Genomic DNA, 24,142 nt, shown 5'->3' on the forward strand with positions numbered 1-24,142 from the left:
CGGCGCTGGTACGTCTGGTGCGGCACAATTGAGGCCACCAGCCGCCGTCCGCAAGGAGCAAGCACCCTCATGACCCAGCCGACCGCACCGGCCCCCGTCGCGCACAGCGCCGCCGAAGGGGAGTGGGTAGCACCGTCGTGGGACCAGATCGTGCGCGAGCACTCCGCTCGCGTGTACCGCCTCGCCTACCGGCTGTCGGGAAACCAGCAGGACGCCGAGGACCTCACCCAGGAGACGTTCATCCGGGTGTTCCGGTCGCTGGCGAGCTACCAGCCCGGCACCTTCGAGGGGTGGATGCACCGCATCACCACCAACCTGTTCCTGGACATGGCGCGGCGCCGCCAGCGGATCCGCTTCGACAACCTGTCCGACGAGGCCGAGCGGTTGCCCGGCACGCACGCCGACCCGGTGTCGACGTTCGACCACAACAACATCGACGCCGACGTGCAGGCCGCGCTGGCCGATCTCCCACCGGACTTTCGGGCGGCCGTCGTACTGTGTGACATCGAAGGTCTGTCGTACGAGGAGATCGCTACGACCTTGGGAATCAAGCTCGGCACGGTGCGCAGCCGCATCCACCGCGGCCGCCTGCAGCTGCGGGAGGCCCTGGCGCATCGCTCGCCGGACGCGGTCCGAGCAGGAGGGGCGGAGTGAAGCATTCGGAGACCCACCTGTCGACGGAGGCGATCTCGGCCTACGTCGACGGTGAGCTGACCGACCCGGCTCGCGGACGGGCCGCCCGGCACGTCCAGAGCTGCTTCGAGTGCGCCTACGCCGTCGGCGTCCAGCAGCAGGCCAAGGAGTCCCTGCGCCAGGACAACGGCGAGGTTCCGGTGCCCAGCACGCTGCTGAGCCGGCTCGGGCAGATCCCGTTCTCGGCAGACCTCGGGCCGGGCTCGCTCGACGAGGTCGGGCTGTACGCCGACGAGGCGGGCCGCTTCCAGTTCCGCGTCGCGGCTCCCGCCGATTCCCAGGAGACGACGCGAACCACCTTCGCCGGGCGCAAGGGGCGCAGCTTTCGCAGCGGCGCCGCCGCCGTCGCGCTCGTGAGCGTCGTGGCCACCCCGATCGGCGCCCAGCAGTCCGGGCATGCGGGTGCGCGAGGGCACCAGATGCAGGTCGGCAACGTCCTACCCCGGCACACGGATCAGGCCCAGGCACCGCTGGCCCGCTAGGGTCATCCCTGATCGACCCGCCGAAAAGGACTGTGATTGATGTCGAACGACGGCCCGCGCCCCGACGAGGCCTCGGACTCGTCACGCCCTGACGATGGCGTGAGCCGGCTCCCCGCGGAGGACCACGCGCCGTACGCGCGACCGGTCGGCGTACCCGACGGCTTCGCGCGCGATGACCGACCGGCACCGCGGATGCCCGCGCCGCAGCCCGCCCCGCCGTCGCCCGGCGAGCAGCAGGCATTCGGGCGACCCGACGGCACCTCCGGGGGTTTCGTGCGTCGTCCCGGCACGCCTCCCCAGCCACGTCCGGCGCCCACCCCGCCGCCGGCGGTCGCGCAGGCGTTCGGTCGCCCCCCGGGCACGACCGGTGGCTTCTGGGCCCAGCGGCCGCCGTTCCAGGACCGCCGCTACACCCAGGCCGAGCCGCCGGTGCCGTACCAGCGGGCGTTCGGCCGGCCGGCCGGCAGCGCGACCGACCTGCAGCGTGCGCCGGGCGCCACGCCGTACCAGGGCGGTGAGCTGCCCGCGCGGACCTGGTGGGAGGAGGCGCCGCGCGACCCGTGGCGCGACCCCGCGGCCGACGCGGCGCTCGCGCCGGCACCGCCGCTGGCCGACGGGCACGACCCCGCCGCCGACGGCGCGGTCGAGCTCGACAAGAAGCGGCGCCGGCGGATCCGGCTCGGCGACGTCCCGGTGCGCATCGCCGCGACCCTCGCCGTCGTCGCCCTGCTGCTCGGCGTCGCCGGGGGGATGGCCGGCTACTTCCTCGGCAAGGCCGCGTCGCAGACCGTCCTGACCAAGGCGCAGCCGCAGTACAACGACGTCGACAACTCCAAGAAGCCCAGCACCGTCGGCGAGATCGCGAACAAGGTCTCGCCGAGCGTCGTGTCCATCGAGGTGCGGGTCGGCAACAGCGGCGGCACCGGCTCGGGGGTCGTGGTCGAGGCGGACGGCTACATCCTCACCAACAACCACGTGATCTCGATGGCCGCGACCGACCAGTCCGGGCAGGCGAAGATCAGCGTGTACTTCGTCGACGGCAGCATCAGCCCGGCCACGATCGTCGGGCGCGACCCCAAGGCCGACCTCGCCGTCATCAAGGTCGACAAGCCCGGCCTCGTGCCGGTCGACATCGGCAAGTCCCAGAACGTCCACGTCGGAGACGAGGTCGTCGCCTTCGGCTCGCCGCTGGGGCTGGCCGGCACGGTCACCTCGGGCATCGTCTCGGCGCTCGACCGCCCCATGCACCTGTCGGGCGAGGGCGCCGACAGCGACGCCTACGTGCTGGCCGTGCAGACCGACGCGTCGATCAACCCCGGCAACTCCGGCGGCGCCCTCGTCGACTCGCAGGGCGCGCTGATCGGGATCAACAGCGCGATCGCCAGCTTCTCCAGCGGCTCGGGCCAGGCCGGCAGCATCGGCCTGGGCTTCGCCATCCCGGTCGACTACGCGATGAGCGTCGCCGACGCGTTGATCAAGGGGGAGAAGCCGCAGCACGGCAGCCTCGGGATCAACGCCCAGTCGGTGTCCGACGGGACCACCGACGGCGTCCTCGTCGTGCGTGCGGACGCCGGCTCGCCGGCGGCCAAGGCGGGCATCAAGGAGAAGGACGTGATCATCGAGGCGGCCGGCGTCCGGGTCGGCTCCGTCGAGGACGTCAACGCCGTCGCGTACACCCACAAGCCGGGCGAGAAGGTCACGCTGAAGGTGATCTCGGGCGGGTCGGAGAAGACGGTCGAGGTCACCCTCGGCAGCGCCTGAGCCGCCCGGCCGACCGCTGGGACCAACCTCACCGGCGCCTGCGGCCAGGCCCGGCGCGGGCCGCTGTTAGATTCGCAGGAAGCCATCTGCGGCGGTGATCAGCGCCCCCGCACCGCGGAATCCGTCACTGGGAGGACACGCTTCATGCGCAGTGCCAAAGACTTCTTCAAGCCCCTCGCCGTCGGGGCCCCGCAGCCGATCCGCGAGGTGCCGGCGCGACCGTCGCGCGCCGTCCACTTCTTCGACCCGAGCAACGAGAAGATGGCCGCGAAGATCCCGGCGATGGTCGGCACCGTCGACGTCCTGCTGGGCAACCTCGAGGACGCCGTGAAGGCCGACAACAAGGAAGCCGCGCGGATGGGCCTGGTGAAGATCGGCAAGAGCGTCGACTTCGGTGAGAACACCCAGCTGTGGACCCGGCTCAACAGCCTGGACTCCCCGTGGTTCCACGACGACATCACGACCCTGGTCGCGGAGATCGGCGACAAGCTCGACGTCGTCATGATCCCCAAGGTCGAGGGCGCCGAGGACATCCACTTCGTCGACCGGCTGCTCGCCCAGCTCGAGGCGAAGGCCGGCCTGAAGAAGCCGCTGCTGGTGCACGCGATCCTCGAGACGGCCCGCGGCATGGCCAACGTCGAGGAGATCTGCGCCGCGAGCCCGCGCATGCAGGGGCTCTCGCTCGGCCCGGCCGACCTGGCGGCCGACCGCCGCATGAAGACGACGCGGGTCGGCGGCGGGCACCCGGGCTACCTGGTGCGCCAGGACCCGGTCGACGGCAACATCGACGGCGACCGCACCATCTACCAGCAGGACCTGTGGCACTACACCATCGCCCGCATGGTCGACGCCTGCGCGATGAACGGGATCTTCCCGTACTACGGGCCGTTCGGTGACATCAAGGACACCGTCGCCTGCGAGGACCAGTTCCGCAACGCCTTCCTGCTGGGCTGCGTCGGCGCCTGGTCGCTGCACCCGGTGCAGATCGAGATCGCCAAGAAGGTGTTCAGCCCGACGGTCGAGGACGTCGCGCACGCCCGACGCGTGGTCGCCGCCATGGGCGACGGCACCGGAGCGGTCATGCTCGACGGCAAGATGGAGGACGACGCCTCCCTCAAGCAGTGCCAGGTGATCGTGAAGCTGGCCGAGCAGCTCGCCGCGCTGGATCCGGAGCTCGCCGCGAAGTACGCCACCGCCGGAGAGGACAAGTAGCCATGCCCGAGCAGATCTACCGCCCCCGCCGTTCGGTGCTGTACATGCCCTCGGCCAACGCCCGCGCGCTGGAGAAGGCGAAGGCGCTCCCGGCCGACGCGATCATCTTCGACCTCGAGGACGCCGTGGCACCGGATGCCAAGGAGGCCGCGCGCGACGCGGCCTGCGCCGCCGTCACCAGCGGCGAGTACGGCAACCGCGAGCTCACCATCCGGATCAACGGCATGGACACGCAGTGGCACGACGCCGACCTGGCGGCGGCCGCGGCCGCCGGCCCCGACGGGATCGTCGTGCCCAAGGTCGGCTCGGCCGACGAGGTACGCCGGCTCGTCGCGGCGCTCGAGGCGGCCGGCGCACCGGAGAAGACCAAGCTGTGGGCGATGGTCGAGACGCCGGCGGCGATGCTGTCCTGCCTCGGGATCGCCACGGCGTCCGACCGGCTCGCCGTGCTCGTGATGGGCACCAACGACCTGGCCAAGGAGCTGCACGCCGCGCACGTCCCCGGGCGCGCGCCGCTGCTCACCGGCCTGGGCCTGTGCCTGCTCGCCGCGCGCGCGGCGGGCAAGGTCATCCTGGACGGCGTGTACAACGACGTGAAGGACGCCGACGGCTTCGCGGCCGAGTGCCGGCAGGGCCAGCAGCTCGGCTTCGACGGCAAGACGCTGATCCACCCCAGCCAGGTCGAGCCGTGCAACGCGGTGTTCGCGCCGTCGCAGCAGGAGGTCGCCGAGGCCGAGGAGATCGTCCGCGTCTGGGACGAGACGCTCGCCGCCGGCAAGGGCGTCGCCACCGTCAACGGCCGGATGATCGAGAACCTGCACGTCGACAACGCCCGCCGGGTGCTCGACATCAACGCGGCCATCGCGGGGCTGCAGGCGTAGGCTGGCAGGGTGTTCAGCTCACTCGGGTGGCCGGAGATCGCCGTCCTGATCATCGTGGCCCTGTTCATCTTCGGGCCCGAGCGGCTGCCCGGCGCCGCGAAGCAGGCGGGTGAGGCGCTGCGCGGCCTGAAGAAGCAGGTCAGCGGCGCGAAGAAGCAGCTCAAGGACGAGTTCGGCGACTCCATGCCCGACTTCGACCGCGACATCCTCAACCCCAAGGCGTTCGTGCGCAAGCACCTGTGGGACGACGACGAGGCCGAGGCTCCCGCTCCGCGGCGGGTGGCCGCGACGCCCGCCGTGCAGGCACCGGAGCCGACCGGCCCGGCGCGGTTCGACTCCGAGGCGACCTGAGCCGCACGACGGCCCACCTCAGCACTGGCACCGACCTCAGCGCGACACCGAAAGCGGGCTTCGACGACGGAAGCGGGGAAGTTTCCCCGCTCTCGCCGACGAAGCCCGCTTCGTCGTTCGTGGGTGGCGCTACCGGCGGACCGGCGAGATGCCCAGTGACATGCCCGCGAGACCGCGCTGGCGGGTGGCCAGCCTGGTGGCGATGTCGTGCAGCGCCTGGCCGGCGCCCGAGGTCGGGTCGGAGAGCACCAGCGGCTTGCCGTCGTCGCCGCCCTCGCGCAGCCGGACGTCGAGCGGCACCTGGCCCAGCAGCGGCACCCGGGTGCCGGTCGTCTGGGTGAGCGAGTCGGCGACCGCCTGACCGCCGCCGGACCCGAACAGCTCGATCGGGTCGCCGCAGTGCGGGCAGGGGAACGCGGACATGTTCTCGATGACGCCGACGATCTGCTGATGGGTCTGGCCGGCGATCGCGCCGGCCCGCTCGGCGACCTCGCGGGCGGCGACCTGCGGGGTCGTGACGATGATCAGCTCGCTGCTCGGGAGCAGCTGGGCGATCGAGATCGCGACGTCGCCGGTGCCCGGCGGAAGGTCGAGCAGCAGGACGTCGAGGTCGCCCCAGTAGACGTCGGCGAGGAACTGCTGCAGCGCGCGGTGCAGCATCGGCCCGCGCCACACGACGGGCGCGTTGCCGGGGGTGAACATGCCCACCGAGATGACGGTGACGCCGTTGGCCTGCGGCGGCATGATCATGTTGTCGACCTGGGTGGGCTGCGTCGTCACGCCCAGCATGCGCGGCACCGAGTGGCCGTAGATGTCGGCGTCCACGACGCCCACCCGCAGCCCCTGCTGCGCCATCGCGACGGCGAGGTTGACGGTGACGCTCGACTTGCCCACGCCGCCCTTGCCCGAGGCCACGGCGTACACCCGGGTCAGCGAGCCCGGCTGCGCGAACGGGATGACCGCCTCGGGCTGGCCGCCGCGCAGCTGCTTGCGCAGCTCGGCGCGCTGCTCGTCGTTCATCACGTCGAAGTCGATCGACACATCGGTCACGCCGGGCACCGCGGCGACCGCCTTGGTGACATCGCCGGTGATCGTGTCGCGCATCGGGCAGCCCGCGACGGTCAGGTAGATACCGACGTCGACGCGGCCGTCGTCGGTGATGGCAACGTCCTTGACCATGCCGATATCGGTGATCGGACGCCGGATCTCCGGGTCGTTGACGGTGGCGAGCGCGGCATCGACGGCGGCGCGGTCGACTACGGAAGTCATGAACAGCCTCTGCGGTAGCGGATGAGCGAACATCCCATGCTACGTCGGGCCGCTCCGGAGGCTGCCGTCGGTGGACTTCTTCTTCGCGCCCTTGCCCTTCTTCGGGGTCTCGTCGGGCGTGCTGTCCGCGAGCATCCGCTGCAGCTCCGAGCGCACGAAGTCACGAGTGGCGACCTCGCCCATCGCCAGCCGCAGCGAGGCGAGCTCGCGGGCGATGAACTCGGTGTCGGCCTTCGCGGCCACCGCCCGGGACCGGTCGTCCTCCAGGGAGACCTTGTCGCGGGCCTCCTGCCGGTTCTGCGCCAGCAGGATCAGCGGGGCGGCGTACGCCGCCTGCGTCGAGAACGCCAGGTTCAGCAGGATGAACGGGTACGGGTCCCACCGCATGCTGACGACCGCGACGTTCAGGATGATCCACACGATCACGATGACCGTCTGGATCACCAGGTACCGGGTGGTGCCGAAGAACCGGGCGATGCTCTCGGCGCTGCGCCCCACGCTCTCGGCGTCCACCCGGATCCGCACGCCGCCGGACGTGCCGCCCGGGTCGGACAGGTCGGGGCGCCGGCCCGGACGCTCAGCCATCATGCTCGCGCCAGTCCTCGGGCAGCAGGTGGTCGAGCAGGTCGTCGACGGTCACCGCGCCGACCAGCCGGCCGGCCTCGTCGACGACGGGCGCCGCCACCAGGTTGTAGGTGGCGAAGTACCGCGTGATCTCCTGCAGGTCGGTGTCGGGCGCCAGCGGGTCGAGGTTGTCGTCGGTGATCGAGCCGACCTGCTCGAAGGGCGCCTCGCGCAGCAGCCGCTGGATGTGCACGACGCCGAGGAAGTGCCCGGTCGGCGCGGTGGACGGCGGCCGCGTGACGTACACCTGGGAGGCCAGCGCCGGGCTGAGCTCCTGGCGACGCACCCGCGCCAGCGCCTCGGCGATCGTGGTGTCCGGCGGCAGGATCACCGGCTCGGAGGTCATCACGCCGCCGGCCGTGTCGTCGCCGTACGACAGCAGCTGGCGCACCGGCGTGGCCTCGTCCGGCTCCATCAGGCCCAGCAGCCGCTCGCGTTCACCGGCCGGCAGCTCGCCGAGCAGGTCCGCCGCGTCGTCGGGGTCCATCTCCGACAGGACGTCGGCGGCCCGCTCGTCGTCGAGCCGGCCCAGGATCTCGCGCTGGTCGTCGTCCGGCAGCTCCTCCAGGACGTCGGCCAGCCGGTCGTCGTCCAGCGCCTCGGCGACCTCCTGGCGCCGCTCGTCGGGCAGGTCGCGGATGCGCGCGGCGACGTCGGCGGCGCGCTGGTCCTCGAGCTCCTCGAGCAGGGTCGCGGTGTCCTGCTTGCCGTAGCGGGTCATCACGCCGGACACCTCGTGCCAGTCGAGCTGGCGGACGTGGCCGCGGCTGAGCCGGTGCGACCGCTCGCGGACGGCGACCTTCGTGACCAGCCAGTCGCGGGTGCGGTTCTGCTCCATCGCCACGTCGACCAGCCACACGTGCGCGCCGCTGTCGCGCACCACGACCTGCCGATCGAGCAGCTGCGCGATCGCGAGCACCTCGTGCGGGCGCAGCTCGAACTTGCGCATGCTCACCGTGCCGGTCGACAGCCGCAGCGAGCTGTTGTCGGCGGTGACCATCTGGCTGATCGGCACGAACGACTGCCGCCCTCGGGTGATCTCCACAACGAGGCCGATGACCCGCGCCGGCGACCCGTCCGAGCGCTGCGTGAGCACGACGTCGCGCACCTTGCCGACGACGTCCCCGTCCGGGTCGAGGACCGTGAGGCCCGCGAGCCGGGTCAGATACACGCGGGAGGCAGTCATCACGGTGCCAGGTTACCGACAAGGCACAATGTCACCCATGCAGCGCGCCCCCGAGATCCCCGGACTGACCGACTTCGTGCAGGTCGGGCAGGGCGGGAACGGCGTGGTGTACCGCGCGACGCAGGGCCGGCTGCACCGCGTCGTCGCCGTCAAGCTGCTGACCGCGCGGCTGGACGACGCGGCCGCGGCTCGCTTCGCCCGCGAGGGCCGCGCCCTGGGTGCGGTGTCCGGGCACCCCAACATCGTGCCGGTGTACAGCGCCGACACCACCGCCGACGGTGTGCCGTACCTCGTCATGCTGTTCTGCGAGCACGGCTCGCTCGCCGAGCGGCTGGACCGGCAGGGGCCGATGAGCGTGCCCGCCGTCCTGGACCTCGGCGTGCGGATGTGCGGCGCGCTGCAGACCGCCCACGACGCGGGACTGCTGCACCGCGACATCAAGCCGGGCAACATCCTGTTCGACGCCTACGACGTCCCGCAGCTCGCCGACTTCGGCCAGGCCCGGCTCGCCGACGCGAACCTGACCAAGACCGGGGACGTCGTCGCCACCCCGGGCTACGCGGCGCCCGAGGTGCTCATCGGCGAGCGCGCCACGGTCCGCTCGGACGTGTACTCGCTGGCCACCACCCTGATGGCGGCGCTGCTCGGGCACGGGCCGTTCAGCCGCGACAGCGACGAGAACGTCGCCGCCGTGCTGCTGCGGGTGCTGCAGGACCCGCCCCCGGACCTGCGCCCGATCGGCGTCCCGCCGCAGGTCGCCGCCGAGCTGGAGCGGGCGATGGACAAGACGCCGGGGCGGCGGCCGATGAGCGCCGGTGAGCTGGGCCGTCACCTGCAGCAGGCGCAGGGCGCTCTCGGCCTGGCGCAGACCCCGATGATCATCGCGGGCGGCACCGGCGCGTCTCCCGGGTACGCCGTCGCGGCCGGCCTGGGCGAGGACCGCACGCGGGTCGTCGGCCGCGCGCCCGGCGGCGGCACCGCCGCACTGGCCGGGGCCGGCCCCGGCACGGGTGCTCGGCCCGCACCCGGCAGCAAGCGCCGGACGCGGGTGTGGATCGCGGTGGGCGTGGTGGTCCTGCTGCTCGCGGTGGCCGGCGTGTGGATCGCCACGCAGCTCACCGACTCACGCACGCCGACCAACCCCAAGGCGGCGAGCGAGCTGCTGATCGGCTCCGGCGACTACGGACCCGGCGACTGGCAGGCGACCGAGGACCTGAACCTGCTCGGCAGCGTGTTCGGCACGCTGCCGACGTCGAGCGAGGACGCCGACCTCGCCTCGCCGTCCTCGCTGATGACCTGCCTGGGCCTCGACCCGGGGACGGAGGTCGTCTCCTCGAAGGCGTCCGCGCAGTACGTCGACAGCAGCGCCACGGACGTCGACACCGAGCAGGACACCGCCACGAAGTACCGCTACGCCCGGTCGCTGGCGGTCGTGACCACGTCGGCGAGCACCGCGCAGCGCTACGTGACCGCGTTCGCCAGCCCCCAGTTCGACACCTGCCTCGACGAGGTCAGCACCCTCGGCATCTCGGTGGGGCAGGAGCAGCCGCTGTACAGCTCGCAGGCGAAGATCAGCGTGCCCGGCTACCAGCCCGACCTGCCCGACGGGGCGCACTTCCAGGCCCGCCAGATCGAGGTGCCGCTGCAGAAGGCCGCGGACAGCACCGGCAGCTCGAGCGGCAAGACCAAGCAGGAGGGCACCCGGTACGTCACGGTGCTGGCCATGTCGGCCGGCACGTCGCTGGAGTACGTCGTCATGCAGGGCAGCCGGAACGACCTCGGCGAGGAGATGATGGACGCGGTCGTCGCCCGCTTCCTGGACCTCGCGACCGCCTGAGCGCCGCACGGCCGCCCCGGCTCGCCGCCCGGCGGCTTGACCGCGGCCCGGCGGCCGCATAGACAGGACCGATGCCGGTCGTGTCCCAGCTTCGAGAGTCCCTGCCCGCCGAGATCGTCATCGACGATCCCGACGTCCTCGCGACCTACGCCCAGGACCACGGCGCGTGGGCGCGCGTCGGGAAGCCGGCCTGCGTCGTCCGAGCCCGCGGCACGGCCGACGTGCAGGCGGTCGTCCGCGCCTGCATCGCGACCGGGACCCCGGTCGTCGCGCGCGGCGCCGGCACCGGGCTCTCCGGCGGCGCGAACGCGACCGACGGCTGCGTCGTCCTGTCCCTCGACCGGCTCGATCGCGTGCTGGCCATCGACCCCGTCGAACGGATCGCCGTCGTCCAGCCCGGGGTCGTCAACAACGATCTGCGTGCCGCGGTCGCCGAGCACGGGCTGTGGTACCCGCCGGATCCGGCCAGCGCCGCCTGGTCGACCATCGGCGGCAACGTCGCGACGAATGCCGGCGGGCTGTGCTGTGTGAAGTACGGCGTGACCCGCGAGTACGTGCTCGGCATGGAGGTCGTGAACGGCCTCGGCGAGATCGTCCGCCTCGGCCGGCGGACGGCCAAGGGCGTCGCCGGCTACGACCTGACCGCGCTGCTGGTCGGCTCCGAGGGCACCCTCGGCATCGTCACGGAGGTGACCCTCCGGCTGCTGCCGGCGCGGCTGCCGGAGATCACCGTCGCGGCCCAGTTCGACACGCTCGGCCAGGCCGCCGACGCGATCACCGGCGTGGCGCGCGCCGGCATCGTCCCGTCGGTCCTCGAGCTGCTCGATGCCGCCACCTTGAAGGCGGTCGACGACTGGAAGAACCTCGGCGTCTCGGCCGAGGGCAACTACATGCTGCTGGCGAACACCGACGTCCCGGGGGAGTCCGGCCAGCGCGAGGCGGCCGCGATGCAGCGGGTGTTCGACGACGCCGGGGCGGGCTTCAGCGCGATCGCCGGTGACCAGGAGGAGGTCGACGCGCTGTTCGCGGCCCGCCGGCTTGCCTACTTCGCGCTCGAGCGGCACGGGCCGGTGATCACCGAGGACGTCTGCGTGCCCAAGGCGAAGGTGCCCGCGATGATCCGCCGGCTGGAGGAGATCTCCGCCGAGCACGACGTGTACATCGCGACGCTCGCGCACGCCGGCGACGGCAACCTGCACCCGTGCATGCCGATGCCGCCGGACGCCGGGGAGGACCTGCAGAAGCGCGCGCTCGCGGCATTCGACGACATCATCGACGCGGCCATCGAGCTCGGCGGGACGGTCACCGGCGAGCACGGCGTCGGGCTGCTGAAGATGGCCGGCCTGGCCAAGGAGCTTGGCCCGGAGGTGATCGCGATGCACCGCGCGGTGAAGGCGGCTCTCGACCCGCACGGCATCCTCAACCCCGGCAAGATCTTCACCTGAGGACTGTGCAGGTTCTCACGACTCCCTGGCGGCGCGGCCGCCCGCCGCGCGCGGTATTTTCTACGGAACCGAATTCGATTCGATTCCATCCTCACCGCGGAGGCAGCGCATGGCTCGCTTGGCCCAGACCCCTGGCTTGACCGACATCCAGCAGGAGATCGTCAGCACCGTCCGGCAGTTCGTGGACAAGGAGATCATCCCGGCAGCCCAGGAGCTCGAGCACAAGGACGAGTACCCCGAGCAGATCCTCGAGGGCATGAAGGAGATGGGCCTGTTTGGCCTGATGATCCCCGAGGAGTACGGCGGCCTGGGCGAGTCCCTGCTCACCTACGTGCTGTGCGTCGAGGAGCTCGCCCGCGGCTGGATGAGCGTCTCGGGCATCATCAACACGCACTTCATCGTCGCGTACCTCATCAAGCAGCACGGCACGCAGGAGCAGAAGGACCACTACCTGCCGAAGATGGCGACCGGCGACGTCCGCGGCGCCTTCTCGATGTCCGAGCCCGGGTGCGGCTCCGACGTCTCGGCGATCACCACCAAGGCGGTCCGGGACGGCGACGAGTGGACGATCAACGGCCAGAAGATGTGGCTGACCAACGGCGCCTACTCCTCGGTCGTCGCGACGCTGGTCAAGACCGACACCGGCAGTGACTCGGTCTACAAGAACATGAGCACCTTCCTGCTGGAGAAGGACCCCGGCTTCACGACCACCGGCGGGCTGACCATCCCCGGCAAGATCGACAAGATGGGCTACAAGGGCGTCGAGACCACCGAGATGATTCTCGAGAACCACAAGGTCCCGACGTCCACCGTGCTCGGCGGCGAGGAAGGCATCGGCCAGGGCTTCTACAAGATGATGGACGGCATCGAGGTCGGCCGCGTCAACGTCGCAGCTCGCGGCTGCGGCGTCGCGATCCGCGCGTTCGAGCTGGCGATCAAGTACGCCCAGGAGCGCGAGACCTTCGGCAAGCCGATCTTCCAGCACCAGGCGATCGCCTTCAAGCTGGCCGAGATGGCCACCGACGTCGAGGTCGCGCACGCCATGATGGTCAACGCGGCGCGGCTCAAGGACGCCGGCACCCGCAACGACATCGAGGCCGGCATGGCCAAGATGGTGGCCTCCGAGGCCGCCGCCCGCGTCACGACCGACTCGTTCAAGATCCACGGCGGCTACGGCTACTCCAAGGAGGCCGAGATCGAGCGGCTGATGCGCGAGGCGCCGTTCCTGCTCATCGGCGAGGGCACCAGCGAGATCCAGAAGCAGATCATCAGCCGCGGCCTGATGCGCGACTACAAGAACAAGTCCTAGCTCAGGCCGGCGCCCACTTCGGATCCCGGCCGGCGAACCCGACCAGCTTCTCGAGCGCGGGCGCGTCGGCCGGGACGTCGACCTCCGGCCCGAACATGCCGCCGGGACCGCGGTACTCCGGCGTCACCATCCCGGCGAGGAACGCGTGCGCGGTTCTGATCGTGTCCTCGTCCGGGTCCCAGGCCTGGCCGGTTGCCCGCGCGAGGTCCCAGCCGTGGATCAGGTACTCGCCCAGGATCATCGACAGCGCCATGTCGCCGGGCATCCTGCCCTGGTCGCTGATCACCAGGTTGCGTTCGGTGGCGCCGGCGGCCACCGCGCCGCCCAGCGTGGCGGCCGCGTCCTGGATCCGGCCGGCGGCCTCGTCCGGCGCGACGCGCACGTCGCGGACGTCGGCGCTCGGGCAGGTGCCGTCCTCGCTTGCGAAGCCGGCCGCGAAGTTCTCCAGCCAGCATGCCTGGTCACGGCTGATTTCTGTACCGCCGACGGAGCACCGGGCCCGCGGCGGGAAGATCGCCCAGCGCGAACGACGGGACGGAGCGCTGCGCGAACCTCCCGCGACGTCTAGTCTGGCGATAGACGGCTATTTGACACGTGCGTCAAGCACTGAGCCGATCGCGCCGCGGGCACGAGCTCGCACTGTTCAATACCGAAAAGAGGCATGAAGCATGCGTGAGTACACCAAGTTCTTCATCAACGGCGAATGGGTCGAGCCCGCCGAGGCCAAGAAGCTCGACGTGATCAACCCGTCGACCGAAGAGGTCGCCGGCGAGATCTCCCTCGGCACCGAGAAGGACGTCGACAAGGCCGTCGCCGCTGCGAAGGAGGCCTTCAAGACCTGGGGGCAGAGCACCCGCGAAGAGCGCATCGCCGTCTTCGAGCGAATCATCGAGGAGTACAAGAAGCGGTACGACGACCTCGCCGCCGCCGTGACCGAGGAGATGGGCGCACCCACCTTCCTCGCCCAGAAGGCGCAGGCCGCGATGGGCGTCGCCCACCTGCAGACCGCCCTCCAGGTGCTCAAGGACTTCAAGTTCGAGGAGGACAAGGGCACCACGCGCATCGTCAAGGAGCCGATCGGCGTCTGCGCGATGATCACCCCGTGGAACTGGCCGCTGAACCAGATCACCTGCAAGGTGGCCCCGGCGCTCGCCACCGGCTGCACCATGGTGCTCAAGCCGTCCGAGGTCGCGCCGTTCTCGGCGTACATCTTCGCCGAGGTCCTGGAGGCGGCCGGCGTCCCCAAGGGCGTCTTCAACCTGGTGAACGGTGACGGTGCCGGCGTCGGCAGCGCGCTGTCCAGCCACCCGGACGTCGACATGGTGTCGTTCACCGGCTCCACCCGCGCGGGCATCGAGGTGGCCAAGAACGCCGCCCCGACGGTCAAGCGCGTGCAGCAGGAGCTCGGCGGCAAGAGCCCGAACATCATCCTGGACGACGACGCGTTCGCCAAGAACGTGGCCGCCGGGATCGGCGGGGTCATGCAGAACTCCGGCCAGTCGTGCAACGCCCCGACCCGCATGTTCGTGCCCAAGGCGCGGATGGGCGAGGTCGAGGAGATCGCCAAGGCGACCGTCGAGAAGTTCCAGCCCGGCGCACCGGAGTCCGGCGCGAAGATGGGCCCGGTCGTCTCCGACGTCCAGTTCAAGAAGATCCAGGACCTGATCAAGAAGGGCATCGACGAGGGCGCGACCGTCGCCGCGGGCGGCGAGGGCAAGCCCGAGGGCCTCGACAAGGGCTACTTCGTCAAGCCGACGGTCTTCACGAACGCGACCAACGACATGACGATCGCGCGCGAGGAGATCTTCGGCCCGGTGCTCACCGTCATCGGCTACGACGACGTCGACCAGGCCGTCGAGATGGGCAACGACACGCCGTACGGCCTCGCGGGCTACGTGGCCGGCGCGGATCACGAGGCTGCGATGAAGATCGCGTCGCGGCTGCGTGCCGGCCAGATCGCGGTGAACAACGCGGCGCCGGATCCCGGTGCCCCGTTCGGCGGCTACAAGCAGTCCGGCAACGGTCGCGAGTGGGGCGAGCACGCGTTCGCCGACTTCCTCGAGATCAAGGCCGTCATGGGAGCCAGCCCGGCCGGCAAGTAGTACCGACCTCCCCGAGGGCCCGACACCGCACGGTGTCGGGCCCTCGGGCGTTACATTGCATCCAACCACCCGAGCGCAGGGAGCGAGCCGATGCGACTAGGAGTCATGGCCCTGGCCACCGACCGGACGATGCCGCCGGCCGAGCTTGCCGTCGCCGTCGAGGAACGCGGCCTGCGCTCGCTCTTCCTGCCCGAGCACACCCACATCCCGGCCAGCCGCCAGACCCCGTATCCGGGCGGTGAGCCGCTGAAGGACGAGTACTACCGCTTCCTCGACCCGCTCGTCGCGCTGTCGATGGCCGCGGCCGTCACCGAGCGCATCGAGCTCGGCACCGGCGTCCTGCTGGTGAACCAGCACGATCCCATCGCCCTCGCCAAGGCCATCGCGACACTGGATCACCTCTCGGGCGGCCGGTTCGTGCTCGGTGCCGGCTTCGGCTGGAACGAGGACGAGATGTCGCACCACGGCGTCGACCCGCGGCGGCGCCGGACCGTCTTCCGCGAGAAGATGCTCGCGATGATCGAGCTGTGGGAGAACGAGCTGGCCTCGTTCGACGGCACGCACGTGTCGTTCTCACCGAGCTACCAGTGGCCCAAGCCGGCGCGCCGCCCGCACCCGCCGGTCCTGCTCGGCGGCGGTGCCGGGCCGGTGTTCTTCAAGCATCTCGCCGAGTACGCCGACGGCTGGCTCCCGATCGGCGGGAAGGGCCTGAAGGACGACATCGCGGCGATGCGTGACGCGGCTGCGGAGGCCGGCCGCGACCCCGCGGAGCTGAGCATCAACCTCTTCGGCGTGTTCCCGGATCGCGGGCGCCTCGAGCACTACCGCGAGCTCGGCGCCGACCGGGTGGCGCTGGCGCTGCCGCCGGCGAAACGGTTCACCGACGTCGAGGGGGCGACGGCCGACGTCATCCTGCCGATCCTCGACGAGTACGCCGTCCTCGCCGAGCAGCTTCACGACTGACCGTCGGCCGAGTGCAGCGATGACCGAACGCAACAGGGTGCTGCCGACCGGACAGCTAACCGCGGCGGCGTACCGCGGTCGGTGGATGGGCAACCGGGGCGGACCGCTGTCGAGCGACCCGGACCGGCGGCAATGGGCGAGCCGGGCATGGATCTACTGCCGGCTGGAGTTCAACGATCGCGCCCGCGTGTTCCGGCAGCCGGGCCGCCGCTATACCGAGCTCTTCTTCGTCGACGAAGCGCACGCGCTCGCAGCCGGCCACCGGCCGTGTGGTGAATGCCAGCATCGTCGGCTCGCCGCGTTCAAGGCCGCCGCCGGGTTCTCGGCCGGCGCACCGGTGCGGCTGCTCGACGACGTGCTGCACCGGCAGCGCACCGGTGCACCAGAGCTCCAGCGGCTGCAGAGCCTGCCGCACGGAACGTTCGTCCTGGTCGACGGGGCGACCTGTCTGCTGTGGCGCGGCACCGCGTACACCTGGTCGCCGTCGGGCGGTTACGTGGCGACGGATCTGGCGAACGTGGACACCACCGCCGTCCGCGTGCTGACGCCGCCCCTCGCGCGCGCAGCGCTCGCCGCCGGCTTCCCCATCTCGTGTCCCGACCTGGACGAGGGCGCGGCGCCGCTGCCGCGCGCCGGCGACGACGGGGACGCATAAGGTTGACGGCATGACCTCAGAGGTACGCCGCGGTGAATACAAGGTCGCCGGCGGCAAGCTCCTCGCCGCGGACGTCACCGTCGAGGACGGCACGATCGTCGCGCTGCACATCAACGGCGACTTCTTCCTGGAGCCCGACGACGCGCTGCTGCGGCTGAACGCCGCCCTGGTCGGGCTGCCGGAGAGCACCAGCGTGACCACCATGACCGCGCGGCTGGACAACGCGGTACGCGGCGCGCATCTGGTCGGGTTCAGCACCGACGCGATCGCGGTCGCCGTACGCCGGGCCCTCGGGTTCGCGACCGGCTGGGCCGACCACACCTTCGAGATCGTGCACCCCGATCCGATGCCTCCGGCGATGCACCTCGCGCTCGACGAGGTGCTCACGACGGACGTCGGTGCGGGCCTGCGGCCCCCGACACTGCGCATCTGGGAGTGGTCGTCGCGGGCCATCATCATCGGGTCGTTCCAGTCGCTGCGCAACGAGGTCGACCAGGAGCAGGCGGACGCCGAGGGCGTCACCGTCGTGCGCCGGATCTCCGGCGGCGGCGCGATGTTCGTCGAGCCGGGCAACGCGGTCACCTACTCGCTGTACGTCCCCGCGTCGCTGGTCGAGGGGCTCAGCTTCGAGCAGTCGTACGCGTTCCTCGACGACTGGGTGCTCGGCGGCCTGCGCTCGGTCGGCATCGACGCGTCGTACAAGCCGCTCAACGACATCACCTCGCCGCTGGGCAAGATCGGCGGTGCGGCGCAGAAGCGGCTGGCCAACGGCGGGGTGCTGCACCACGTGACGATGTCCTACGACATGGACGCCGACAAGATGACGCGGGTGCTGCGCATCGGCCGCGAGAAGCTCAGCGACAAGGGCACGAAGTCGGCCAAGAAGCGCGTCGACCCGCTGCGCAGCCAGACGGGCCTGCCGCGTGAGGAGATCATCGAGGCGCTTAAGTCGCACTTCCGGGAGCGGTACGACACGGTCGACGGTGCGCTGAGCGAGGGCGAGCTCGCCCGCGCCGAGCAGCTGGCCGCAGAGAAGTTCAGCAACCCGGAGTGGACGGCGCGCGTCCCGTAGCCCCCGGCGTACCCGCCCGGCGCGCGTCCTGGCGCCGAGCGGCGGGGCCGGCTCACCGAGGGGTGGGCGGCATCTACCCTGGTGCAGTGATACCCAGCAAGTCGAAGGACGGCCGCGCCGTCATGCCGAAGATCGTGCTGTTCTACCGGTTCACCCCGATCGCCGATCCCGAAGCGATCCGACTGTGGCAGCGCGAGCTCTGCGAGCGCTACGGGCTCACCGGACGCATCATCATCTCGCCGCACGGCATCAACGGCACGGTCGGTGGACCGATGGCCGACGTGAAGCGGTACGTCCGCCGCACGAAGGAGTATCCGGCCTTCAAAGGAATCGACGTCAAGTGGAGTGACGGCACCGGCGACGACTTCCCGCGCCTGTCGGTGAAGGTGCGCGACGAGATCGTGACGTTCGGGGTGCCCGACGAGATCTCCGTCGACGAGAACGGCGTGGTCGGCGGAGGCGTCCACCTCAGCCCTGAGCAGGTGCACGACCTCGTCGCCGAGCGCGGCGACGAGGTGGTGTTCTTCGACGGCCGCAACTCGATCGAGGCCGAGATCGGCCGGTTCCGCGGGGCCGTCGTACCGCAGATCAAGACGACCAAGGACTTCGTCGCCGAGCTGGAGTCCGGCAAGTACGACGATCTGAAGACCCGACCGGTGATCGCCTACTGCACCGGCGGCGTGCGCTGCGAGGTGCTGTCGGCGGTGATGCGGCGGCGCGGGTTCGAGGAGGTCTACCAGATCGACGGCGGGATCGTGCGGTACGCCGAGAAATACGGCGACGACGGGTTGTGGGACGGCTCGTTGCTCGTCTTCGACGACCGCATGACGATCGACTACAGCGACCACACGAAGGTCATCGGCCGCTGCGCGGCCTGCGCTGGCCGGACCAAGGAGCTGCTCGACTGCACGGCGGACGGCTGCTCCGTCCGCGAGGTGATCTGCCGCGACTGCCAGGCGGAGTCGCCGCGGTGCGTCGCGCATCGCCGAGCCGCGGCACCCAGCGCGACGGTCTAGGCCGCCAGCCGGCTCAGCACGTCGGCCGGGTCGATGCCCATCTCGCGCAGCACCTCCGCGACCCGGTTGGGTCGTGGCTCGAGGACCAACGCGCGCAGCAGGTCCTCCGGCGCCGTCCGGCGGGGCGGCGCGGCACGTCCGATGCGGTGCGCGCGTGCGAGCGCGTCCTTGGCCCCGGCACTGAGGTCGCCGCCCGGGTTCGGCGCGATGGGCGGGCCGCCCGGCAGGTCGGGTGCGTCGATTCCCGCCGAGCGCAGCGCGGCGGTGTCCAGCCGCCCGAGCGCCTCGCGGGCGTGCCGCGGTGACCTGCCGTCCACGTAGCTCTCCGCGAGCAGCGGGTCGTGCAGCAGTGCCACGAGCAGATGCTCGGTACCGACGAGCGGGTCGTGCCGGAGGCGCGCCTCGACCGCCGCAGTGGCGCAGATCGTGCGGACGCACCCGTCGCGTCGGGTGATCATCGTTTTCCTCCGTGCTTCTTGTGGACCGCCTGCTTGCTGACGCCCAGCGCGTCGCCGATCTGCTCCCACGACCAGCCGGCCGCCCGGGCCGTCGCCACGTGCTCGCGCTCGAGCCGGTCGGCGAGCTTGCGCATCTCGACGACCGACCGAAAGCCGAGCGCCGGATCCGGCGTGCTCGTCTCCGTCACCGTCCTCATGCGTCAACTGTCGTTGACAAGCGGTCCTTTGTCAACCGCGATTGACGAATCCCTCCCGGCGGCACCCGTCGTGTGCGAGCATCGATCGATGGATGACTCACAGACCCTCGGTCCGACGGACGCCGACTTCCTCGCCGACTTCGCGGCCATGAGCGCGTTCGGCGCCACCGGGAACGGCGGCGTCGACCGGCAGGCGGCGACCGCCGCCGACGCCGAGCAGCGGGCTTGGATGGCCGAGCTGCTCGAGCGGTTCGGCGCCCGCGTGCAGTACGACGAGATCGGCAATCAATTCGGCCTGATCGAGCTGCGCCCGGGTGCGCCGTACGTCATGGTCGGCTCGCACATGGACTCGCAGCCGACGGCCGGCAAGTACGACGGGGCGTACGGCGTCCTGGCTGCGGCGCACACGGCGGCCAGGCTGGCGGCGCAGTGGAGATCCGACGGGACGACGCCGACGTACAACCTCGCCGTGGTCAATTGGTTCAACGAGGAGGGCTCGCGGTTCAAGCCGTCGATGATGGGCAGCGGCGTCTTCACCGGCAAGCTCGACCTGGCGGCCACGTTGGAGATGACCGACGTCGACGGGGTCACCGTCTACGACGCGCTCGAGCTGATCGGCCAGCGCGGCAACGCCCCGCGGCCCGACGTCGCGGCGTACGCCGAGATCCACGTCGAGCAGGGCAAGGGCCTGGAGAAGGACGGCCTGACGATCGGCGTCGTCGAGGCGACCTGGGGCGCGAACAAGTACGAGCTGACCGTGCACGGGGAGCAGGGCCACACCGGCGCGACGCTGATGCCCGATCGCTGCGACGCGCTGCTGGGTGCGTCGATGCTCGTCGTGGCCGCGCGGGAGATCGCCGAGGCGTTCGAGCACGGTCCGCTGCAGACGTCGGTCGGGCAGATGCTGATCTACCCCAATTCGCCGGTGGTGATCGCGAGCGAGGTGACGGTGCTGCTCGATCTGCGCTCGCCGGACGCCGACGTCCTGGCCGGTGCGGACGTCATGCTCCATGCCCGGATCGCCGAGGTGGAACGGAAGGCGAACGTGGAGGTGCGGCAGGCGACGAGCCACCGTTGGGGCGTGCAGCCGTACACGGAGGCGGGCGTTGCGCTCGCCGAGCAGGTCGCCGACGACCTCGGGCTGAAACGTGGCCGCACGATGACGCTCGCCGGGCACGACTCGACCAACATGAAGGACGTCGTCCCGACGGTGTTCCTGTTCGTGCCCAGCGTTGACGGCGTCAGCCACAACGAGGGCGAGCTGACCCACGACGAGGACATGATCGACGGGCTGCGGATGCTGACTGAGACCGTGCGGCGGCTCTGCGACGGGGCGCTGGGCTAGCTCGCCGCCGGTGCGGCTGTCGTGGTCTCGGTGCGGGCCGCGCGGCCGTGCCGGCTGCGCGGCCGCAGCCGCACGTGGGGGATCGGTGGCGCCGGGATGCGCGCGACGGGGCCGGTGTAGCCGGCGACCTGCCCGAAGCGGTCGGCGCCCGCCTCGTACTGCTCGCGCGCCGCGACGATCTCCTCGTGCGTGCGGCCGATGAAGTTCCACCACATCACGATGGACTCCTCGAACGCCTCCCCGCCGAGCAGGATCAGCCGCGCGCCGACGTCGCCGACCTCGAGCGTGAGCTGCGACGGTCCGGCGTCCACGCACCCGAGGTCTCCGCGGACCAGCGGGTGGCCGTCGAGGCTCACCTCGCCGGTGTCGACCAGGACGGCGTGCTCGAACGAGGGGTCGATCGGCAGCTCGACCGTCGAGCCGGCGGCCAGCCGCAGCTCGGCGCCGAGCAGGGGAGTGGAGGTGTGGATGGGTGAGCCCTGCAGGCCGGGCAGCTCGCCGATGAACACCAGCACGGTGCCCCCGTCGAGGAGCTGCGGGTCGGGGACGTAGTGCTGGAAGTCGCGGACCGTGTCGCGGTCCGCCTCGGGGAGCGCGACCCACAGCTGGACGCCGTGCAGGATGCTGGTGTCGGGCGTCGACACCTCGCTGTGCGCGATGCCGTGGCCGCTGGTCATCAGGTTCATCTCGCCGGGACGGACCATGGCGTGCACGCCGGCGGAGTCGCGATGCTCGATCTCGCCGGAGAACAGCCAGGACACCGTCTGCAGGCCGGTGTGCGGGTGCGGGGGCACGTCCATGCCGTCACGGTCGGCGTCGATGACCCGGGTCGGGCCGTAGTGGTCGACGAAGCACCAGGCGCCGATGAACGAGCGGTCGCGGTGCGGCAGCGTGCGGCTCACGTTCAGGGAGCGGATGCCGCCCAGCGGAACGTCGCGACCACGCAGCACCTGCACTCGGGTGCCCTGGCCGGATTCGGTGTCGGGTGCCTGGGTCATCGTCTCTCCCGTCGCCGTCGGGACTACCACGCTACCGCTCCGCAGACGCCGACGCTCCGGCGAGGACGGCGTCCTCAGGGTAATTTGGCGGACGTGAACCTGCTATGCCCGAAGTGTGCCAACCCGATGCGGCAGTACGAACGCAACGGCGTCATCGTCGACCAGTGCACCGAATGCGGTGGGCTGTTCCTCGACCGTGGGGAGCTCGAGCGCCTCGCCCAGGCCGAGGCGAACTACTACGACCCGCAGTCGGCGCAGCCGCTGCCCGAGCGGCATCCCTCGGCGGAACAGCACGGCGCGCCGCGTGGGCCCCAGGCCGTCTCCGATGCCGGCTTCGACTCCCGATCGGCGCGCCGCCATCACAGCGACCGCGGGTTTGATCCGCGCTATGGGCGGCGGCATGACAGCGATCGCGGCTACGACCCGCGTTTCGGGGGCAAGCACGACAGCGACCGTGGGTTCGACCCACGTCTCGGGGGCAAGCACGACAGCGACCGCGGCTACGACCCGCGTTTCGGGGGCAAGCACGACAGCGACCGTGGGTTCGATCCGCGCTACGGGCGGCGGCATGACAGCGATCGCGGCTACGACCCGCGCTACGGGCGGCGGCATGACAGCGATCGCGGCTACGACCCGCGCTACGGCAAGCCCCGGCGCAAGAAGGGCTTCTTCGGCGAGATGATGGAGATGTTCGACTAGACCGGACAGCCCGGCCGACGTGAGCCAAGGAGAAGGCGATGCCCAGCTTCGACGTACGCATGGTGGTACTCAGCACCGACGACCTCGATGAGTCGATTCGCTTCTATACCGAGACTCTGGGGATGCCGCTGAAGTTTCGCGACGGCGCGCACTACGCGGCGCTCGACGGCGGGTCGGTGACCCTCGCCCTGGCCACTTCCGTGGACCACCCCGCTCACGGCCGCGTGGTTCCGGGCATCAAGACCGATGACGTCGACGCGGCGGCGAAGGCGATCGAGGAGAACGGCGGCGCGATCATCAAGGCGCCGTACGACGACGCGCACGAGCGCCGCGCCGTCGTGTACGACAACCAGGGCAACGGCCTGGTCTTCTACAGCCCCCTGCAGAGGTAGCAGCCCAAGCGTCCTTCGGGTCGCCCCGTCTCTCAAGCACCTCCACGGTCGCCGCCCTCGCGCCGACGGTCGCCGACAAGCCTTGTCTTGGTGGTCGAGCGCCCCCACTCCTTGGTCGTCGAGCGAGCGAGCCTCTAGGGCGAGCACCGTGACGGCCTCGGCCTAGGTGCCTGGTTCCGCACCCCAGACGCTGCACAATTCGGCACCTTGAGGGAGCCCTTTCCTTGGTCGTCGAGCGAGCGAGCCCCCTGGGGCGAGCGATGTCGAGACGCCGGGAGCCGACAATGTCCCCGGTGCGCACCGTGGCCGAGCGGGCCCCCTCTTGATCGTCGAGCGAAGCGAGCCCCCTGGGGCGAGCGATGCCGAGACGCCGGAAGCCGACAATGTCGCCGGTGCGCGCGGTGGTCGTCCACAGGTGGCCGGTTGTGCACAGATCCCTGCTGTAGCGGGATTCTGGCGCGGAAATCTTGTCGGTGCCGGTCCGTAGATTCCGGGGCATGATCAGCAGCCCGCCCGTGACGGCCCCGGGAGCCGACGTGGCCTCGCCGGTGGCGGTGGTGCGCGGCGCGTGGCTGGCGGTGCAGCAGCTCGCCCTCGACGCCGCGGCGGCCGGCACGGCGGATGCGGCTGCGGAGTCAGCCGACCAGGGACTGGGCAGCGTGAGCGATGCGGGCCTGATCGACATGCTCGGTGATCTGCGGCGGCTACGCGCCGCGGTGGCCGCGGTCGAGGCACACGTGCAGGTCGCGTTCGACACCTCACTCCGCGGTGCCGCTCTCGCGGCGGGCGCGACGCGGGCCGATGCCGGCAAGGGCATCGCCGAGCAGGTCGCCCTCGCCCGCGGCGTGTCCCCGTGGCGGGCCGCGAACGACCTCGCCCTCGCCAAGGGCCTGGTCCGCGAATTGCCGCGCACGCTCGCGCTGCTGACCGGTGCCGCGATCGGCGAGCAGGCCGCGCAGAACGTCGCCCGCGAGACCGTCTGCCTGATGCCCGAGGACCGCGCCACGGTCGACGAGAAGCTGAGCGAGCGGCTGGGCGGGATGAGCCCGAAACGCGCGGCGGCGACCGCCCGCGCGGAGGCCGCGAAGGTCGATGCGGAGTCGGTGGTGCGGCGCATTCGGATGGCCGAGCGTGATCGCTGCGTCACGCTCCGGCCGGCGCCGGATGCGATGGTGTATCTCAGCGCGCTGCTGCC

General features: G+C 71.1%; 25 protein-coding genes. 18 read left to right on the plus strand and 7 right to left on the minus strand.

Annotated elements, in window-relative coordinates:
• Positions 1 to 69: 69 nt before the first annotated feature.
• From sigE to F8A92_RS06395, 6 genes are all read left to right on the plus strand, one after another.
• Positions 70 to 654: an RNA polymerase sigma factor SigE gene (sigE, locus tag F8A92_RS06370; RefSeq protein WP_153504322.1), complete on the plus strand. Its 585-nt coding sequence runs from the start codon at positions 70 to 72 to the stop codon at positions 652 to 654.
• Entirely contained in the window at positions 651 to 1,175 is a 525-nt protein-coding gene (locus tag F8A92_RS06375) for a zf-HC2 domain-containing protein (protein WP_153504323.1), read from the plus strand. Before sigE ends, F8A92_RS06375 begins: the two co-directional genes overlap by 4 nt.
• A 99-nt stretch (positions 1,176 to 1,274) precedes the next feature.
• Complete coding sequence (locus F8A92_RS06380) at positions 1,275 to 2,936, plus strand: S1C family serine protease (RefSeq protein ID WP_228389252.1); 1,662 nt, start codon at positions 1,275 to 1,277, stop codon at positions 2,934 to 2,936.
• 144 nt (positions 2,937 to 3,080) lie between these two features.
• Entirely contained in the window at positions 3,081 to 4,148 is a 1,068-nt protein-coding gene (locus tag F8A92_RS06385; protein WP_153504325.1) for an HpcH/HpaI aldolase/citrate lyase family protein, read from the plus strand.
• Between the two features lie 2 nt (positions 4,149 to 4,150).
• Positions 4,151 to 5,029 (plus strand): HpcH/HpaI aldolase/citrate lyase family protein, encoded by an 879-nt coding sequence (locus tag F8A92_RS06390; RefSeq protein WP_153504326.1) that lies wholly within the window; start codon positions 4,151 to 4,153, stop codon positions 5,027 to 5,029.
• Between the two features lie 9 nt (positions 5,030 to 5,038).
• Entirely contained in the window at positions 5,039 to 5,380 is a 342-nt protein-coding gene (locus F8A92_RS06395; RefSeq protein WP_153504327.1) for a sec-independent translocase, read from the plus strand.
• Between the two features lie 129 nt (positions 5,381 to 5,509).
• Here F8A92_RS06395 and F8A92_RS06400 read toward each other — a convergent pair whose 3' ends face one another.
• The 3 genes from F8A92_RS06400 to F8A92_RS06410 are packed head-to-tail and all read right to left on the minus strand — an operon-like array spanning position 5,510 to position 8,459.
• Positions 5,510 to 6,649 (minus strand): Mrp/NBP35 family ATP-binding protein, encoded by a 1,140-nt coding sequence (locus tag F8A92_RS06400; protein ID WP_153504328.1) that lies wholly within the window; start codon positions 6,647 to 6,649, stop codon positions 5,510 to 5,512.
• Positions 6,650 to 6,688: 39 nt separating this feature from the next.
• Positions 6,689 to 7,237 (minus strand): DUF1003 domain-containing protein, encoded by a 549-nt coding sequence (locus tag F8A92_RS06405; protein WP_228389253.1) that lies wholly within the window; start codon positions 7,235 to 7,237, stop codon positions 6,689 to 6,691.
• On the minus strand, positions 7,227 to 8,459 hold the full coding sequence (locus F8A92_RS06410; protein WP_228389254.1) for a magnesium transporter: 1,233 nt from the start codon (positions 8,457 to 8,459) through the stop codon (positions 7,227 to 7,229). The genes F8A92_RS06405 and F8A92_RS06410 overlap by 11 nt, the downstream gene beginning before the upstream one ends.
• 37 nt (positions 8,460 to 8,496) lie before the next feature.
• Between F8A92_RS06410 and F8A92_RS06415 the strand changes: the two genes are divergently transcribed.
• The 3 genes from F8A92_RS06415 (at position 8,497) to F8A92_RS06425 (ending at position 13,050) form a co-directional block, all read left to right on the plus strand.
• Positions 8,497 to 10,296 carry a serine/threonine-protein kinase gene (locus tag F8A92_RS06415; protein ID WP_194291384.1) on the plus strand — a complete coding sequence of 600 codons (1,800 nt, stop codon included), beginning with the start codon at positions 8,497 to 8,499 and terminating at the stop codon, positions 10,294 to 10,296.
• A gap of 71 nt (positions 10,297 to 10,367) precedes the next feature.
• Positions 10,368 to 11,741, plus strand: a complete 1,374-nt coding sequence (locus F8A92_RS06420) for an FAD-binding oxidoreductase (RefSeq protein ID WP_153504331.1) — start codon at positions 10,368 to 10,370, stop codon at positions 11,739 to 11,741.
• A 136-nt stretch (positions 11,742 to 11,877) separates the two neighbouring features.
• A complete protein-coding gene (locus F8A92_RS06425) occupies positions 11,878 to 13,050 on the plus strand; it encodes an acyl-CoA dehydrogenase family protein (RefSeq protein WP_228389255.1) in 1,173 nt (390 codons plus the stop codon).
• Position 13,051: 1 nt separating this feature from the next.
• Here the strand turns inward: F8A92_RS06425 and F8A92_RS06430 are convergent, their stop codons facing one another.
• Entirely contained in the window at positions 13,052 to 13,627 is a 576-nt protein-coding gene (locus F8A92_RS06430; RefSeq protein WP_323368425.1) for a TIGR03086 family metal-binding protein, read from the minus strand.
• A gap of 91 nt (positions 13,628 to 13,718) precedes the next feature.
• On the opposite strand from F8A92_RS06430, the gene F8A92_RS06435 reads away from it, so the two are divergent.
• The 5 genes from F8A92_RS06435 (at position 13,719) to trhO (ending at position 18,858) form a co-directional block, all read left to right on the plus strand.
• Positions 13,719 to 15,152 (plus strand): aldehyde dehydrogenase family protein, encoded by a 1,434-nt coding sequence (locus F8A92_RS06435; protein WP_153504334.1) that lies wholly within the window; start codon positions 13,719 to 13,721, stop codon positions 15,150 to 15,152.
• Between the two features lie 90 nt (positions 15,153 to 15,242).
• A complete protein-coding gene (locus tag F8A92_RS06440) occupies positions 15,243 to 16,115 on the plus strand; it encodes an LLM class F420-dependent oxidoreductase (protein WP_153504335.1) in 873 nt (290 codons plus the stop codon).
• Between the two features lie 19 nt (positions 16,116 to 16,134).
• The gene (locus F8A92_RS06445) at positions 16,135 to 16,770 is read left to right on the plus strand and encodes a hypothetical protein (protein ID WP_153504336.1); all 636 of its coding nucleotides are present in this window, start codon (positions 16,135 to 16,137) and stop codon (positions 16,768 to 16,770) included.
• Between the two features lie 10 nt (positions 16,771 to 16,780).
• The gene (locus F8A92_RS06450; RefSeq protein WP_153504337.1) at positions 16,781 to 17,842 is read left to right on the plus strand and encodes a lipoate--protein ligase family protein; all 1,062 of its coding nucleotides are present in this window, start codon (positions 16,781 to 16,783) and stop codon (positions 17,840 to 17,842) included.
• 86 nt (positions 17,843 to 17,928) lie between these two features.
• The gene (gene trhO / locus F8A92_RS06455) at positions 17,929 to 18,858 is read left to right on the plus strand and encodes an oxygen-dependent tRNA uridine(34) hydroxylase TrhO (RefSeq protein WP_228389256.1); all 930 of its coding nucleotides are present in this window, start codon (positions 17,929 to 17,931) and stop codon (positions 18,856 to 18,858) included.
• On the opposite strand, the gene F8A92_RS06460 is transcribed toward trhO, so the two are convergent.
• Together F8A92_RS06460 and F8A92_RS06465 are read right to left on the minus strand one after the other, a co-directional pair.
• Positions 18,855 to 19,316 carry a Clp protease N-terminal domain-containing protein gene (locus F8A92_RS06460; protein WP_153504349.1) on the minus strand — a complete coding sequence of 154 codons (462 nt, stop codon included), beginning with the start codon at positions 19,314 to 19,316 and terminating at the stop codon, positions 18,855 to 18,857. The genes trhO and F8A92_RS06460 overlap by 4 nt on opposite strands.
• Positions 19,313 to 19,513 carry a helix-turn-helix domain-containing protein gene (locus F8A92_RS06465; protein ID WP_153504338.1) on the minus strand — a complete coding sequence of 67 codons (201 nt, stop codon included), beginning with the start codon at positions 19,511 to 19,513 and terminating at the stop codon, positions 19,313 to 19,315. The genes F8A92_RS06460 and F8A92_RS06465 overlap by 4 nt, the downstream gene beginning before the upstream one ends.
• An 88-nt stretch (positions 19,514 to 19,601) precedes the next feature.
• On the opposite strand from F8A92_RS06465, the gene F8A92_RS06470 reads away from it, so the two are divergent.
• On the plus strand, positions 19,602 to 20,858 hold the full coding sequence (locus F8A92_RS06470) for a M20 family metallo-hydrolase (RefSeq protein WP_153504339.1): 1,257 nt from the start codon (positions 19,602 to 19,604) through the stop codon (positions 20,856 to 20,858).
• Here the strand turns inward: F8A92_RS06470 and F8A92_RS06475 are convergent.
• Positions 20,855 to 21,856, minus strand: coding sequence for a pirin family protein (locus F8A92_RS06475; RefSeq protein ID WP_153504340.1), 1,002 nt, complete (start codon positions 21,854 to 21,856; stop codon positions 20,855 to 20,857). The two genes, F8A92_RS06470 and F8A92_RS06475, sit on opposite strands and share 4 nt — an antisense overlap.
• A gap of 93 nt (positions 21,857 to 21,949) precedes the next feature.
• Between F8A92_RS06475 and F8A92_RS06480 the strand changes: the two genes are divergently transcribed.
• The 3 genes from F8A92_RS06480 to F8A92_RS06490 all read left to right on the plus strand — a co-directional run.
• Positions 21,950 to 22,555: a TFIIB-type zinc ribbon-containing protein gene (locus F8A92_RS06480; RefSeq protein WP_153504341.1), complete on the plus strand. Its 606-nt coding sequence runs from the start codon at positions 21,950 to 21,952 to the stop codon at positions 22,553 to 22,555.
• A 38-nt stretch (positions 22,556 to 22,593) separates the two neighbouring features.
• Positions 22,594 to 22,947, plus strand: a complete 354-nt coding sequence (locus tag F8A92_RS06485) for a VOC family protein (RefSeq protein WP_153504342.1) — start codon at positions 22,594 to 22,596, stop codon at positions 22,945 to 22,947.
• Between the two features lie 497 nt (positions 22,948 to 23,444).
• A partial coding sequence (locus F8A92_RS06490) for a 13E12 repeat family protein (RefSeq protein ID WP_228389257.1) occupies positions 23,445 to 24,142 on the plus strand: 698 nt, incomplete at its 3' end.

Source organism: Cumulibacter manganitolerans (assembly GCF_009602465.1).
Lineage (GTDB): Bacteria > Actinomycetota > Actinomycetes > Mycobacteriales > Antricoccaceae > Cumulibacter > Cumulibacter manganitolerans.